This is a genomic window from Enterococcus sp. 2G9_DIV0600, assembly GCF_002140615.1.
In the GTDB taxonomy this organism is placed as follows: domain Bacteria; phylum Bacillota; class Bacilli; order Lactobacillales; family Enterococcaceae; genus Enterococcus_D; species Enterococcus_D innesii.
This window is the reverse complement of record NZ_NGLL01000002.1, coordinates 363401-379158: the sequence shown is the minus strand read 5'-3', so window position 1 is coordinate 379158 and position 15758 is coordinate 363401. Positions and strand designations below refer to the sequence as shown.

General features: G+C 43.1%; 10 protein-coding genes. 1 reads left to right on the top strand and 9 read right to left on the bottom strand.

What is annotated here, in order from left to right; genetic code table 11:
- Positions 1-5 precede the first annotated feature (5 nt).
- From A5870_RS15370 to A5870_RS15355, 4 genes are all read right to left on the bottom strand, one after another.
- Complete coding sequence (locus A5870_RS15370; protein ID WP_162985175.1) at positions 6-728, bottom strand: WxL domain-containing protein; 723 nt, start codon at positions 726-728, stop codon at positions 6-8.
- Positions 661-1029: an LPXTG cell wall anchor domain-containing protein gene (locus tag A5870_RS15365; protein ID WP_086293829.1), complete on the bottom strand. Its 369-nt coding sequence runs from the start codon at positions 1027-1029 to the stop codon at positions 661-663. The genes A5870_RS15370 and A5870_RS15365 overlap by 68 nt, the downstream gene beginning before the upstream one ends.
- Before the next feature lie 14 nt (positions 1030-1043).
- Positions 1044-5915, bottom strand: a complete 4872-nt coding sequence (locus tag A5870_RS15360; RefSeq protein ID WP_252086059.1) for a hypothetical protein — start codon at positions 5913-5915, stop codon at positions 1044-1046.
- Positions 5916-6834: 919 nt separating this feature from the next.
- On the bottom strand, positions 6835-7224 hold the full coding sequence (locus A5870_RS15355) for a hypothetical protein (RefSeq protein ID WP_060792400.1): 390 nt from the start codon (positions 7222-7224) through the stop codon (positions 6835-6837).
- A gap of 492 nt (positions 7225-7716) precedes the next feature.
- Here A5870_RS15355 and A5870_RS15350 point away from each other — a divergent pair, with 492 nt between their 5' ends.
- The gene (locus A5870_RS15350; RefSeq protein WP_242596018.1) at positions 7717-8583 is read left to right on the top strand and encodes a hypothetical protein; all 867 of its coding nucleotides are present in this window, start codon (positions 7717-7719) and stop codon (positions 8581-8583) included.
- A gap of 24 nt (positions 8584-8607) precedes the next feature.
- Here the strand turns inward: A5870_RS15350 and A5870_RS15345 are convergent, their stop codons facing one another.
- The 5 genes from A5870_RS15345 to A5870_RS15330 all read right to left on the bottom strand — a co-directional run bounded on the left by A5870_RS15345 (position 8608) and on the right by A5870_RS15330 (position 15752).
- Positions 8608-8865 (bottom strand): hypothetical protein, encoded by a 258-nt coding sequence (locus tag A5870_RS15345; RefSeq protein ID WP_008376271.1) that lies wholly within the window; start codon positions 8863-8865, stop codon positions 8608-8610.
- A gap of 258 nt (positions 8866-9123) precedes the next feature.
- Complete coding sequence (locus A5870_RS17420; RefSeq protein WP_016609543.1) at positions 9124-9288, bottom strand: hypothetical protein; 165 nt, start codon at positions 9286-9288, stop codon at positions 9124-9126.
- Between the two features lie 34 nt (positions 9289-9322).
- On the bottom strand, positions 9323-10282 hold the full coding sequence (locus tag A5870_RS15340) for a LacI family DNA-binding transcriptional regulator (RefSeq protein ID WP_086293827.1): 960 nt from the start codon (positions 10280-10282) through the stop codon (positions 9323-9325).
- A gap of 13 nt (positions 10283-10295) precedes the next feature.
- Positions 10296-13586, bottom strand: a complete 3291-nt coding sequence (locus tag A5870_RS15335; protein WP_086293826.1) for a GH36-type glycosyl hydrolase domain-containing protein — start codon at positions 13584-13586, stop codon at positions 10296-10298.
- A gap of 15 nt (positions 13587-13601) precedes the next feature.
- Positions 13602-15752 carry a glycoside hydrolase family 3 N-terminal domain-containing protein gene (locus A5870_RS15330; RefSeq protein WP_086293824.1) on the bottom strand — a complete coding sequence of 717 codons (2151 nt, stop codon included), beginning with the start codon at positions 15750-15752 and terminating at the stop codon, positions 13602-13604.
- Between the last annotated feature and the right edge of the window lie 6 nt (positions 15753-15758).

Below are 15758 nucleotides of genomic sequence, written 5' to 3'. Positions count from 1 at the left end.
GTTTCTTAATTACTACCGATATTATCTGGGACATTTTTTAAATTCCAAGTCAATGTCGTCCGATACTCTTTGGCCAATTTTACAGAACTACCTGGCACGTTTAATTTTACTGCCGTTGCTCCTTCCGTTGCATCGGTCCCAAACTTGTAGATCCAAGTACCCATTCCTTTTCCAACAGGTGCGTTGACCAATGTGACTTCACTATCTGGTACAAAGGTATGACTTGTCGTAACCGTTGGTGCGTATTGCATATCGGTGACCGAAGTTGTAGCGCCAGAAGCGATCGATAATGAAGCGCCTACCAGTTCTTCGTCATCAGCCGTTTTGAATTGTCCATTTTGCACAACGCTCAATGACCAACCTTCTTGTGTTCCTCGTTTATCAGTTACTTGCACATAGTTTGGACCAGCAGCGCCAGCTGTGAACTCTTGTAGCTGTGCGTAATAATCTTTTGTTTCAGAAGTGATCAGTTGGTTACCAAATTGAAAACTTGAAGCAAAATCAATCGATAATGGTCCAGCTGTTCCAGGGTTTGGTCCATCGGGATCGGTTGGATCGACGGGATCCACTGGTTTTTCTGGATCGGTCGGATCAACTGGATTGGTTGGATTCGGGTCCGCTTCAAAAGTGATTGCTCCATTTGAGGTGTATTCAGCGGCATTAACGGCTGTTGGTAACAGAGCAGTGCTCATCAATAGAATGCCTGCCGTCAAGAAAAGTTTTTTCATTTTTTGTTCTCCTTTTGATTAAAATGATTCCTACTGCCAACAAAACGACAAGACCACTGATTTGATAGCGATTAAAGTGATCTGACCCTGTTGCTGGCAAAATATTGTTGCCTTTTTGATTAACTTGTTTATTCCCTGGCTGTTCTTTTATGGGCTCTTCTGGCTCCTCAACGGGTTCTTCATAGACGCCGAAAAAGGAAGTGACACCATTGCTGTCATAGGCACCTGCTTCGGCTGCTGAAACGAGTTGAGGGAACAATAATAGATAGCCAGTAATAACACCGATCATGATTTTTTTCATTTGTTTTCCTGCCTTTATGGGTTGCCAGGTGCCGAAACCAGCTGCCAGCTCAAGGTTCCTTGATAGTCCCCAACTTTTTGCTGTTCGACTGGAACGGTAAGTTTGATGCCTTCATTTTCACTTTCGCCCCAGTGCTGATTCACGACGTAAGTGCCATTTTCTGTCAATTCCGTTTCCTCGATGATCATTTCCCCACTAGTTATCATCTGTTCTTGACCGTTTTTCACAAAGCGGAAGACATCGGTTAATTGATCTGTTCCATCCGTTAATGGCTGTTGCTCTTTGACCGTCAAGCGCCATGGACTTCGTTCGGATCCTCTCGTATCTTTCACCGCTAGTTCTCCTGTGATCGTTGGCCAATAATCTTGTGTTTCTGTGGCAACTTTCTGTTGTCCAAAATCAAAGGCTGTCGGCACACTGCTTAAAACAAGCTCGCCGGCAACTGCGACATTGACGACTTTTTCTGCCCGTTGACTGCCTGCTTCATAATGGTAAGCCGTTGACACATTTTTCAACAACTCATCTTCCGTTGCTTGTTGGATCGCGGTAAAAGCTTGCGGATCGACAGTCGGTGGTACATTTTCGCGATTATCTGCAAAAATCGTGGTTGCTTGGGTATAGTCCGCCAGAGCTGCTTCATCGGTCAGCGCCGTTGCTTCCGGTAAGGTCAAACGGACATCTTTTGCATAGACGGCAAATTGCCGGTCGTCAGAAATGACACTCTCATTTTTGACCACCACCAAATTAACGGTGGTTTCTGCCTGATTCTGATCGTTTTCACCTACCGAGAAAGTGATCGCTTGTTTGCGATAGACCGCTGTTTCTAACGGTTCTTGAATTGCAGCTAAGACCTCTTCTGTCAGCGTGTCCTTAAAGAAAGGACGCCCGCTGGCTTCGAGATATGTCACGGCTTGTTCTTTGGTCAGCGATTGTGCCTCTTGTTCTGTAAGGATCACATTGCGGGCTCGAACTTCCGCCTTATTTGAGTAGCGGACACTGATATCGTAACTATACTCCCCATCAGGACTCGTCCAATCAACTGGTTCTGAATCTGGTTGTTCCGTCAACTGCTGATCCGTGCTATCTAGCTTGCTGGATTTGATTTGACCGGCATATAACCATGAACCGGACGTTTGGGTTTCTGGTGTAAACGTCAATGTTGGCAATTCCGTTACCGTATAAGGAATCAACAAACGCCCTTTTTGCACTTGTGTCCCTGCTTGCTCAGTTCCCCATGCTTGCAAGGTCAGCGGTGTATTGTTCTCTTTTACTGCCGTTACATTGTGACTAATAGCCCCGATCCCGTTCGCGACTCCCGGTGTTTCAACTTCGTAGTTAATGATCGAACCTGGTATCGCAATACCGTACCCGTTGGCTGCATTGGTGACATCGTTGTCCCCAATGAAGGTTTTCCCAGTCGCTTTTTCGATCCCACTGAAATTTATTGGGGTGATCGCTGCCGCATTAGCAGCAGTTGGATTTATGGTCAACACTTGGTAAGCACTAACCACACCAAACCACGTTCCTTGACTATTGACTCGAGAACCTGCATCATTGGTCGTCGTTTTCAGCCATGTTAAATGATCTTTATCCGTATCTGGTGTTGCGAAATCTGAGAGATTGATTCGCCCCGTTCCCGGCGGCGATTCGATCGTCCCTTCGTCTTCCACCGTTAACTTCGCGCCTGAAATCAAATTCGTTGCGGAAGAAATACCGATACCGGCATTTTTAGAAAGATGGATATCGCCGAACTGATGATAGGTCGTTGCGTGATTGGCAGCAGTAGCTGAACGGCCATTTTTGATGTCTCCCCCATTGGCCATTAGCTTGATGCCGTTTGTCACGTTCAATTCGGTAAAGTTGACGATCCCCAGACCCGTCACAGCGATCGGATCAGTTTGATAAGAAGCTGTCCCATCGACATTTTCACCAAAGTTCATCTTCACTTGATTACTGCTGTTGGCTACGATCGTGTTCGTAAAGTTATCTGACGCGTTTCCGCCTGAGATCCCATTGATACTTTTGGCTCCTTGAACCCGCATCTCGACATCTCTTAAAATTTGACTGGAAGAAATATTGGAATAGTACGTGGTGTATAAATTTCCGATACTTGATCCTTCCGCTTGGATATTCATATAAATTTTGCCGCTTCTCGTATTGCTAGCAGTCCGTCCACCATCGCCATAGATCGTTGCCCCATTCAGCGCATCTGACCCTGGTTTTGTGTATATGTTCAATGTAATCGTATTGGAGCTATCGGTCCCAACGATATTCGTACTGTTAAACGGATTGCCGCCTGAGATGTTTGTTCCAGAAGGAAGGGCAAACTCACCATCATAATTTCTCAAATCCAATGTCAAACTGGCATTCCCTAATAACCGTCCATTGTTCGTAACACCGCCTGAAAAACCATTAGACCCTGTACGCGGGGTACCTGAGAAGTTTCCACCAAACACTCGATTATCTGAGTTTCCGTTAATGGTGTGAGAAGAAGCGACACCATAAGAGGCACCGAGTGAGGCATTGATCACCCCATCATAAACCGTTACTGCGACATTGCCGGTCACTAACAAGTCATCCCAGCCGCCACCAGATAAAAACCAGTCTACTTGCCCATTATTTACGGTCGTTCGTCCATCTCCATAAACGCGGCGTCCAGTATACCCTGTTCCTTCTAGCGTATCGACGATCCCAGAGTTTAAAGTATTGGAAGAATTTCCCTCAATGACACCTGAGAAGGAACCACCGTAGGTCCAGCGAGCAACCGTGTTATTCAAGATCGTTTTGGTATTTCCTTTAATATAGATATCCCATGCTGTTCCTGGATAACCACCGCCACCAACGATATCCCATCCAGAGGCGTTTCCTCTTGTTTTATTGGTCGTTGAGTAATCTAGATTCGTTGGTCTGGTGCCTGTATAAGCAATCCCATCTCCACCAGGACTACCATCCGAAGTGATCGTGCCAACTTCAATCGTTGTGTTTCCTTCAATATAGCCGCCTCGACCAGCTGCCGTCGAATAAATCGCACCGTTTGAAAAGGAACCACTGACTAGATGAGAAGTGATATCGCCATAAACTTTAAAACTTGCCGCTGCTTCTGCCAATGCTGCTCGTTGTTCCGGAGTATAGTTGTCATACGTCGTCGTATTCGAAGCCCCCATTGAACTTTGAGATAAGGTACTGACATTGTTTCCTCCACCGCCGTTAAAATCACCAATTCCCCCGACGCTGGCACTCGGCCCTGCTTTCACGGTGTTAACGATGTTTCCTATGATGGTACCAGTATTCCGATTGCCACCTTCAAATTCACTACGTCCAGTGGAATAACTGCTGGCATCAAGGTTGGTCACGATGGCATCCTTAGAACGGTCAGAGCCGATGTTGCCATAAAATGAACCGCCTATGAAACGATTGGCTGTGCCTGACCAACCGCCAGCACCAGAAATCGTACTACGGATGGTGCCACCGATATTGCCGTATTGAACACCACCAGCAAAAGCACTTAAACGGAAGCTTGCATTAGTCGTTTGAATCGTCGTTTCAACATTGCCTGTCACATTGGCTGTATTGGAAGCGTTCGTTCCAAAACCACCGCCATAATAATTACTTAGGGTCCCATTCAAACGATTGATCGTGACACTGGTATTCCCATCAATCGTACCGATATTGGCACCTCCAGCGATCGTACTGATATTACCTACTGTATTATTTACGACAATCGCTGTATTCCCGGTCAAGGTACCACCGCTTTGATTCCCACCATAGATGTTCCAAGTTCCTGAACCTGTCGCATTTAGCGTGATCGTCGGGTTTCCAGTAAGGTCGCCATTGTTGCTTCCCCCATAAATAGCAAGGCCATTGCCGGTGGAACCACCGTTCAAGGAAAGACTATGCCCATTCATGTACATTCTCGTACCCGTATAGTTGAGGTTTCGAATCACTACATCAGAACCGAAGTAGATTTCCGTACCAAAAGGAACGGTTCGACTACCCGAAGTCAACGTTGTTGCATCTGTGATGGGATCATCACTATGTCCTGTGATGATCAAGCGACTGATTTTTCCTTGTAGTGCATAAAAAGTCATGTTTGTATTATCGACTGTGTCTGGAATTGTCTTTGAAGTCAGATTTGTTGGCAAAGTCGCTAAAGCTGAGCCAGAGCCGACATACAAAGCAAATTCTTGGCCATTGCCGTTTTGATACATATCAAACAACGCTTGACGAATCCCTTCAGCACTATTGGTATATTCCGCATATGCTAAACCATCTCCAGCTGGACTTGGTACAGCGATCACTTTCGTTTTATCGGCTTCTGCAATGATCTCTTTGATCGATTGTTCTGCTAACGAGATGTTCGCTGCTCTTGCCTTAACAGTCGGTTTAAAAACAGCAGTTAAGGTTTGATTCTCCGTGAAAATCAATTCAGTCAACGCTTGGCTCGTGTAAACTGTCCCGTCTAACGCCCATCCTTCAAAATCAGTATCATCCTCAAAAACTGGTAGTTCACTTTTTTCTATTGCTTCCCCTTTGTTTTTGCTGACCTGAATGCTGGTTTCCCCAGTAGCAAATACATGCTCAGTATCTGTCAAAAAAGTCAATTGTACTTCTTCTACGGCTTCAGATGACTCTTCGGTCTCTGACGAAGATGTCTTCGCAGTTGCTTCTGTAGAATCTGTCGAAGCAGGTTCGCTAGATGCTTGCATTTCCGTTCCGTTCGTCTCTTCCAGACTGTCAATCGATGAAACGACAGAGTCAGCAGAAGACGTACTTTGTTCTTCACTTGTTTTTGTAACACTTTCGGCTTGTGCCACTACCATTGCATATGAAAAACACGGACCTGATGTTAGTAGAAAAACAAGTAAAGATGTTAAAAACCGTTTCACTTTATCCCTCCTATCTTAAAAAATTAACGTATCGCGCAGTGCACGCCATGTGTTACAACTCTTAGTTTAGCGATTTGAAGGAAGAGAATTGTAATTCTTTTTTTCTCCCGTTCAAAATTATGATTATAATTGTTTTTTCATAATTCCAATTTTAGTAACTTCCACATCTTACAGCTATCTGTTACTCATCGATTGAAAAAATAGCAAATTATCAGGATGAATCATCGATTCTTTTCAAAAAACTGCTTTTCTCCTTCATAAATAATACAAAAAACGAGGGATAAATCAACACTAATAATTAAATTAAGATGAGAAAAATAAATAAAAAGATAAAATATTTGACAAAATCCCGTGAAGAAAAAAGCTTTTCTATCTCCCAAAAATGATAAGTTAAAAGAACGCTTCCCATCTTCTCTCTGTAGATAATGATAATGTAAGTAAAGTTATTTTTGAAATAACGCAAAAAAGAGACTGCGACAAAAGCCCATAAAAGAAAGCCGCAAGAAAGGCTCTATAATTTATGGGACTGATGAGTCAAAATTGATTCTTCAGCCTCATTTTCATTTTCGGTATTAAAAAACATATCGTTCTCTAATATGATTAAATCACGACAAAATAAACAAACTAAGAGGACGATAAGTGGTATGAATGATTCTATCAAATATGAATACAAAACAAGGAAAGTAATATTCAAAAAAATCTGAGCTAGAATGAGTTTCATCCTGCTCAGATTTATCTTTTTGCATATTAGCCTCTATTGAAAATAGCTATTATTCTCCAATGACTTGTGCGTATACATCGTTGCAAGATGTTGCCTCTCCATTAGCAAATGATACTGAATAGATGATGCCTCGGCTTCATTTGTTGCAGTAAAGTTTGTTGCTCTTATTGTAATTCCATCAAGTTCCTTTTCCATAATCTAATCTGGTGGAATTGACGTATAATTCGCAATAAATGAATCAATTTTTTCACTTAGATCTGATACTTTTGGAGAATCAATTGATGATGTCGTTTCTGATGAATGAGTTTCATTAAGCAAAGAACTGTAAGAAGTTTCTGTTTCACTTGCTATTAGACTTTGTGAGGTTGACTCTTCGGTTTTGTTATACGAATCTTCAAAGGATGTTTTATGTAGTTTTACATTATTCAAAAAACCATCTATAGCCACAAAGTACTCAATTGATTCTTCATCATCATTCAGGAAAAATGTCATATTGTTTTTATACTTAAAGTTTATTAATTCGGGAAAAATATTTTTTAGCTCATCATCAGACACTTCAATATAAAATCCATTTCCAGACTTTTTCACTATGTAAGGAGAACCAGGTGAATTATAATCATCATTTCCATAATCGATTATTTTTTTCTTTATCTATTCTAAAAGAAAACTCTCCTCCCCCTCGTTAGCAACACCATACCAATCACCATAGAAGTCTTTAGCTGGATCTACAGATAGAAAATAGCCCCCTACAAATCCAATTATAACCAACAAGATAAACCCTAATATTTTTATACTTTTTTCATAAATACCCTATTATGTTCCTTTTTTAATAATACAGAATACCGAATATTATGCATTGAAAATCAAGTTTGTGCCGCAAAGAACGAAGATTTACTTGCATATTATTGTATTCAACTTTGTTCAATTTTACATCCTTTCCTATATATTACAAAATTGTCAGATATAAATATAACTTAAAATGTTTTTTATATATTATAGTATGGTATATTAAATTTGTTAGTAAAATAATAATTAAAAAGGAGATTAAAACAATGAAGAAGTTTTTAATTAGTGTAGTGTTTGGTATATCAGTTTTTAATTTTTGGTCAAATAAATGGTTATGCAGATGAGAATGGTTTTGAGATAGATGAAACTAATCAATCATTAATTAATGAGGCAATATCCAATGAAGAGTCCAATAGAGATTATATTGATGGTGTAATTAGAATGTTTGAAGATTCTGATAGTGCTGAAGAGTTCAACGCATCTTTAAATGAGAGTTTAACAGTTTTAAATTCCTATGATGCCGAACAAGATGCATTGTTGGAAGAGTATAAAGCGGACGTTGCCGAATCAGTTGATCCTTTTTATGTTGAACCAAAGTCTAAGATAGGTGCTAGATCATCGGTAACTCCTGCAAATCCAGTTTATGCGGCTGCAATTGCTGCATACAATAAAGGTATATCAATGGTTAAGAAAAAAGGTCACAATCAGACTGCTGCTTATATGAAGCACGCCATTATTTCTGCTGAGAATTACTATTGGAATCCAACATGGAAACCTTCGACATATGTTAATAAAAACGATAGCTGGGCAAAGACTGTAGACGGCGAGGAGTTAATGACCGCTTATTATTCTAGACTTAAAAAAGAAGCATTTTCTACAGGTAAAAAATCTGGTTCTTTCTCAGGAAGTTATACATTTCTAAGCGGCCAACTTCACACAGCATTACGTGGAGTTAGTTACACAGTAACTTATAAGAAACAAGCCAATGGAAATTATTGGACTCAAGTAAAGGTTACGGATATATTTGATTTCAAATGGGAGCTAAATGGTTATGATGGCAACTTCGAGGTGGGATTTGGAAACAATTATTGTTACGCAATGCAAAGAGCAGGATTCATCATTCCTTATAAAATCGAAGTGATCCACGAAGTTTCTAGATAGTATAAAAAGAGATGAGCTTTACGCTTATCTCTTTTTGTTTAAGATATATATAATGGATTTTACTAGTGCACCCAAGAAAAGTATCAGGGCTAATACCTTAAAAACTACACCAAGTTCCCAGTTGATTGATCCTTCTCTTAAAAGCTCCTGTTTTTGGGATTTGCTTAGTCCTTCAACGCTTACAGGAATCCAATTTACACTTAAATAGACACCTATAAGTAGCGAAATCATTGAATATATATATAGGATTCTTATTTTTAAACCTTTTAAAAAGTTAATCATCTTAGCACTCCTTTACAAACTATTATATCAGAAAGGTAGCTTTAAATAATTATCGCTAATATAATTTAATAATTTGTGAGTACTTTTTATAAGAGGTTACTTTTGTCCGACCACTTGGTTATGTTAGCTATTTTAATATTCCTAATTTTATCATAGCTAACCTTATTACCACCAACATATATTTCTAGTTCATCATGCCCCCTAAATATGGCCAACTATATCAGGAAAGTAATTCCCATCTCGATCATGCGCTTCAATTTAGATAGCTACTGATTTGTTCTTGAGTGTTGCCTGATTTAAAGTTTCGGCGATCTCATTAACATCCATCTGGAACTTTTGAATTGGTTTACTTCTTTCAATAGTTCTTTCTCCATCAATTGCTTTGGTATGTTCTGTAAGATAAAATCCTCCCCATTTCACCATTCATTTTTCAACTATTTTTCCTTTAGTGGATCAATTAAATAAATGATCCACCATCCACAAAAGTGGTATAAATATGCTCGTCCGCCACTGGTTCCCCTTGGATCGATTGGACGATTTTCTCAGCTGCCACCATGCCCCATCGATGTTTCGAATAGGAGATCGTCGCTAAGCGCGGCTGCACAAAAGCGCCTAATTCCGTATTATCAAACCCGATGATGCGGATCTCTTTTCCGATGCGATAGTCGGTCTCGCGGACATATTTGTAGACTCCGATTGCCATTTCATCATTGAAGGCAAAGATATCAATGGGAAACTGAGGATCATTTGCTAAGAGCTGTTTTGCTGCGCGATAGCCAGAAGGTTCCGTGAAGTCACCAGGAATCACTTCATAAGGAATACCAAAGCGCGTCAATTCTTTCGTACTAGCGTCTAGCCGCTCCCGACTGTCATAGCCTTTTTCTGGCCCTGCTAAGAGGAAGACTTTTTGGCTTTGTCTAGCGATCAAGCGATCGATCGCCAGCGCCGCCCCTCCTTTATTGTCTAACAAGACTTGATGGATATTTTCATGAGACAAGACACGGTCTAACACGACGATTTGATGTCCTCGTTGGGCGTATTGCTCGATTTCCTTTGCTGGAAACGTCCAATCCAAAATGATGGCACCGTCCACCATCCGCTCAGGAATAAACAAGTGTGATTTCTTGCCGCTGCAGACGATCATTTCATAGCCGAAAAGTTCCAACCCTTTCTTGATGCCATCTAGCAATTCCCCATAAAAACTTCCGGCATAATCGGCGAGATAAACACCGATGATGTTGGTTTGTCTGCGTTTCAGTGTGCGAGCAGCCATGTTCGGAACATAGTTCAATTCGTTTGCGATCGCTTGAATCCGCGCGCGGGTTTCCTCGGTCACTTTTGGACTGCCATTCAATGCATACGAAACGGTGGATATGGAGACACCCGCTTTTTGGGCAATATCTTTGATTCCTACCATGGCTTCTCCTTTCTTAACGATAAATATCGATCGTATTGGTGTGGTTTTCGTTTAGTTTGGCGCAAAGTGCTGCTTTCTTCAGGACAAACGCACCTTGACGGTAGCGATTTTCCGCAAACTCAGTGGATATTTCTTCCCCGTTGATCAATACTTTCGGCGTACTTGCCGAATGATAGACGATTTCGACTGGCCGATCAAAGAGTCGATATGTCAGAGTCAATCCTGCTAACTCCGCTGGCAAGACAGGATCAAGTTCAACATGATCAACAAAGGTACGAATGCCTAGCACATTGCTGATCAACTGATTCATATAGATCCCTGGACCACTAGAATAGATGCGCCAGCCGCCTTTGACGCCGACTGCTGTCTCCTTAAGTTTACCAAAATTTTCTTGGGCTTCAACCCTTGTTTTGAAATCGCCATCAGAACTGCTGAAATACGCATTTGCTTGACGGATCTCCGCGTTTTCGACCCGTTGAGCGATCTGGATTGGATTGATGACCCCAAGCGCTTGCCAAGTCTCTTCTTCGCGACCTAATTTCGCCATCGCTTCGGTAAAGCGGATGTGGGCGTGAACGTACTGCAAACCGATTTCTCGTCCAAAGTTGGCTGCTTGTTCTGCTCGCTTGAAATTGGTGCTGACACCACCCGCATAAGTCGCTGGACGATTCATCAAACGCACCCCATCTGGAAATTGCAAATGCTCCTTGATGATCGCCACATGATGATCGGCTTGTTCGGGAGATAACAGCTCACCGATCATGCTTTGCTGCATCGGCAGCAAGCGGTATTGGATACCGGTTTTCTTGTCAGTCGGATGGACCATCAGTTCCACGTGCTCGCTATCTTCCATATAGACAAATCCTGGCAAAGTGCCATCAGCTAACATGTATTTTTCAAAGTCGTGTTTGATGCCCGCAGACAGTTCTGTTAAATGTTTGGCATACTCTGGGTCAACCGACTGCAACTGGCTGGCTAATTTTTTCAATACTTCATAGGTCAAGGCAACGGTCCAGCTGCTGGCCATTTGTTTCTTCAACTTACTGTTATTTGGCTGCAAGGTGTCATCCCAATCGCCATCACCATAACAAGACAGGTACGTTCCTTCCAAGAAGTTCGCTTCGATATACGCCACTTCTTTTTTCAAATGATCAAACAACGAAGCTTTGGTCTTGGTTTTCAAGAAGGTTGCGCGATCCGTATAAGGCAGTTCTTTTTCCAAAATCGCGAAATCTTTAGTTTTTTCGAGATAGTCACTAACGACTTTCATTGGCCAAACGATCACATCTCCGTGGCTCTCATCGGCTTTTTGTTTCTCATAGCGATCAAACATAAACCATTGTGGCCAGTTGCCGTCATCTGCAAATTGATTTTCAAACAAATGCTCGATGATGGACGCCACCATCTCAGGACGATTAAGTGCTAAGAAATACTCAGTCGGTCCTTGGGAAACGTCTCGAGTCCCCCAAGCAGCACCACCGTACTGTTCAAGGCCATGAGGAGACAAGTAATGAACAAGCATATTGTGGGTGTACCAACGTGCCAAGTGATTGAAGGATGCAACGTCTGCCTGCGAATGTTTCAATTCAAACTGATTCAACAAATCATCGACAAAGGCCGTATAGGCAGTATCTTCTTGCTGGCGATCTAACGTTTCGGAAACAAAGGGTTCACCAGTCAGTGTGCCTTGGATCACGAAGGAAACCGTCGCCTGTTCTGCAAAGGTCAATACGGTCGTGCTATCGTCGGCTGCCACATTGAAAATCGTTTCATCGGTCAGTTCAAAAGGTTGAGCCGCATAGAGATAATACGTCAATTCTGGATAAGTTTCCGCAATCGGTGAATCCGCTGTTCCTTTGATGGTGAGCAATTGTTGATCTTGGGAAATGGTAGCAGTCGGTGCAGCTTCATCGATCCCCATCACAAATTGATTAGTGATGGCCCAGGTGTAGGCACGACCTTGTTCACTAGTGATGGTGGTTGCAATCGTGCGTCCATTTGCTTTCGTGAAGGTCGTTACTTGAATGACATCATCGGCTGTTTTGTAGTACCACGTCGCCGAATTCAAGCCCATTTCAAAGGCAGATGGCATCGTTAAAATCCGCCATTGATCGCCGTCTTTCAAATAGATCCGCTGACCGGAACGTTTGAAAAGATTCAATGAGTTGCGGCTATTGCTCAACAATTTATTCATGTTCGTATTGCCTAATACGATTTGGGAGTTAAACATCCCCGTCATGTAAACGGTCGTGCTCAAAATGGGTTGATCGACGATCAGATCTTGTCCGCTCATCAAAATATGTCCATGGGAGCGTTCCATCTGTGCTTCCTTTTCCTTCAACACGACATGGTGATAGTCAGGGGTAAAAAAGGAATACAGCTGTTCGTCAACGATTTCCACTGCTTCTTGCTGAGGAAATCGCTCGTTGATTTCTTCCGTGGTAAATGTCAGCCCTGTGAGCGGTTGACCAAAGTTTTTTCGTGGCTGCGCCGTTGCTTGCAACGAGTCGAAGGACAAGGCTTGATACGTTTCTTTCAACGTTTCAAGTGCAAACTGCGGTTCATTGACTGCCGTCGCTTGATTGGCTTTGACCGCTGCGTAAAAAACGATTTCCGTAGGCGTCTCACTTACCGTCAACCATTGCGTTTGTAGTGCCGTATAGGCAAATTCGTATTGATACACTTCATTGGCTAACGTTTCTTGGCTAAGTGCAGCTGGTTGATTTGTTTCTTTGTAGCTGCGACCGAAAAATTGATAGCCATCCGTCGAGAAGCCTTTTAAGGCTTGGAAGCTGCCTTGTTCCACCAGTGGAAATTGACCATTTTGTGGTTGATTTTGACGCGAAGAAAGCACGATGCGATCCTTATCATGGCTAACATGATGGTCGATATATTGCGAAACATAGGCTTCATTGGATTGAACAGCCCCTTTGGCGGCATTGCCAAGATCTTGTCCGTAAACCAGTTCCGCTTCCCCAGAACCACTCAATTGAACCCGCCAGAACCAGCAATCTTGTGCCAATTGGAAATCAACTTGGTAATTGATGGACTGATACGTCCCAGTCCAGGTCAGCTGTTTGTCTGAGTAGGCAAAGGCACTGTCGGCATTTGAACCGATCAAGGGAATAAAGGACAATTCCCCCGCTTCACGCAGTCGTAGATAGATTTGATTTAAACTACCATCTAGCGCATTTCCGTTCAACTGATTGATCATCACACCGTGACTTTTGATCTCATATAAATCACCGTTTGGTAAAAACGTCACGGTCGTATTTGCATTATTCATCACTATTTTTTTCGTCATAGAAACCTTCCTATCTTACCTAACTAATTGCAGGGTTGTTTGTTGGGTGTCTCGGCTGTTCCCACCAATCATGATGTGGAATTTCCCTGGATCACTGCTTGCTTGTTGGTTGCTGTGAACATAGCGCAGCAGTTCTTCCGTGATCTCAAATTGAACGGTTGCTGATTCGCCAGCCTCTAGCCAAATTTTCTTAAAGCCTTTCAGTTCTTTCACTGGGCGAACCACTTCACCGACTAAATCGCGAATGTAGCATTGGACCGTTTCCCAGACCGCTGCCGTTCCTTGGTTCGTAACCGTGATGGAAGCTGTGACCGTTTGATCTTTGGTCATAGTCGGCTGATCCAACGTCACCGCAGAATATGCAACTGGGCTATAACTCAAGCCAAACCCAAATGGATATTTGGCATAATTGGAGACATCCAAATATTTTGAGACATATTTTTCATCCGGTGCACTTTCATAAGGACGACCGGTATTGTCAACGTTGTAATACACAGGAACTTGTCCAACGGTTTCTGGGAATGACATGCTCAAGCGACCGCTTGGATTGTATTCTCCCCACAGGATCTGAGCAAGTGCGTTTCCGCCTTCGGTTCCAGGGAACCAAGCCTCGACGATCGCTTTGGCTGCATCCACACCTTGCAAATCAAGAGGACGACCGTTATAAAGAGTTACGATCAATTGCTCGTTGTATTCTTTCAAGGTTTCAACCAAGGACAATTGCGCTTGCGGCAAGCGAATGTCGCTGCGGCTGGCAGCTTCGCCGCTCATCCATTCCTGCTCCCCTAGTGCTAGGACTACTTTATCGGCTGCCTTCACTAATTCGATCGCTTCTTGGATCGCCGCTTCAGATGGTGCAAAATAATCAAAGGGTTCTTGACCGATCAACAGATCCGCACCCAAGGCTTGAGCACCCTCCACTAAAGTCACTACTTCTTCTTGTTTCCCTTGCCAAGACCAAGCCCCTAATAGATCACGGGAGTGAGCACCTGGGCCCACGATCGCCACTTTTTCGGTTTTCTGCAACGGCAAGACACCTTCATTTTTCAACAATACCATTGATTTCTTTGCGATATCGCTGGCGATCTCACGGTGTTCTTGAGACAAAACAGTGGCTGCTTCAGCGGCTTCATCAGCGCCGCGGTATGGATTTTCAAATAGCCCCAGCTCATTTTTCAAGGTCAAGATTCTTAGCACCGCTTCATCGACTAAGGCTTCCTCAACGGTGCCTTCTGCGATCAGCTCTTTCAAGTTATCAGTGTAGCAAGTCGTCATCATCTCGATATCGACCCCAGCTTTGATGGCTAGTTCAGCGGCATGTTTTTCATCCTCCGCTGCGCCATGAGCGATCACTTCTTTGATTGCTGCCCAGTCAGAGATCACAACGCCTTCAAATCCGAATTCTTCTCGCAAAACATCGCGGAAGAGCCAGCGATTGACCGTTGCTGGAATGCCGTCTACCGTATTAAAGGAGGTCATCACCAGCTTGGCACCGGCATCAAGGGCTGCTTTATAGCCTGGTAAATAACTTTCTCGCAGTTGGCGTTCTGACATATTGACCGTGTTGTAATCGCGACCACCGATAGCCGCACCGTAAGCCGCAAAATGTTTGACGCAAGCAGCCACGCGGTTGAAATCCGTTCGCAGATCAGCCCCTTGATAGCCTTTGACAAAGGCTTCAGCGAAGCGACTGTTCAAGTAAGGATCTTCCCCCGTTGATTCCATGACACGGCCCCAGCGTGGGTCTCTTACTAAGTCCACCATCGGTGAAAAGGTCACATGCAAGCCAGAAACAGCTGCTTCTTTGGCAGATACTTCCGCCATCTTCTCCGCTGCTGCCAAATCCCATGAACTGCCTAATCCTAATGGAATCGGGAAAATCGTCCGAAAGCCGTGAATGATATCCGCCATCAATATCGTCGGGATATTCAAGCGGTTATTGGCGATATACTCTTTTTGGACGCGGATCGCTTCTTTTGCACCAGAAACACCTAGCGTTGTTCCCGCATTGTTGATGTTTTCTTGTGTCAGTCCTAAGTCGCCCATCGGACCTGTTTTCTCTTCTGCTTTATCTGAATAAAAAGCCGCTGCCAGTTGCAGCAACTGATCGATTTTTTCATCTAAGGTCATTTCTGAAAGTAGTTCGGTTAATTTCTGCTGTTCCATTTTTAT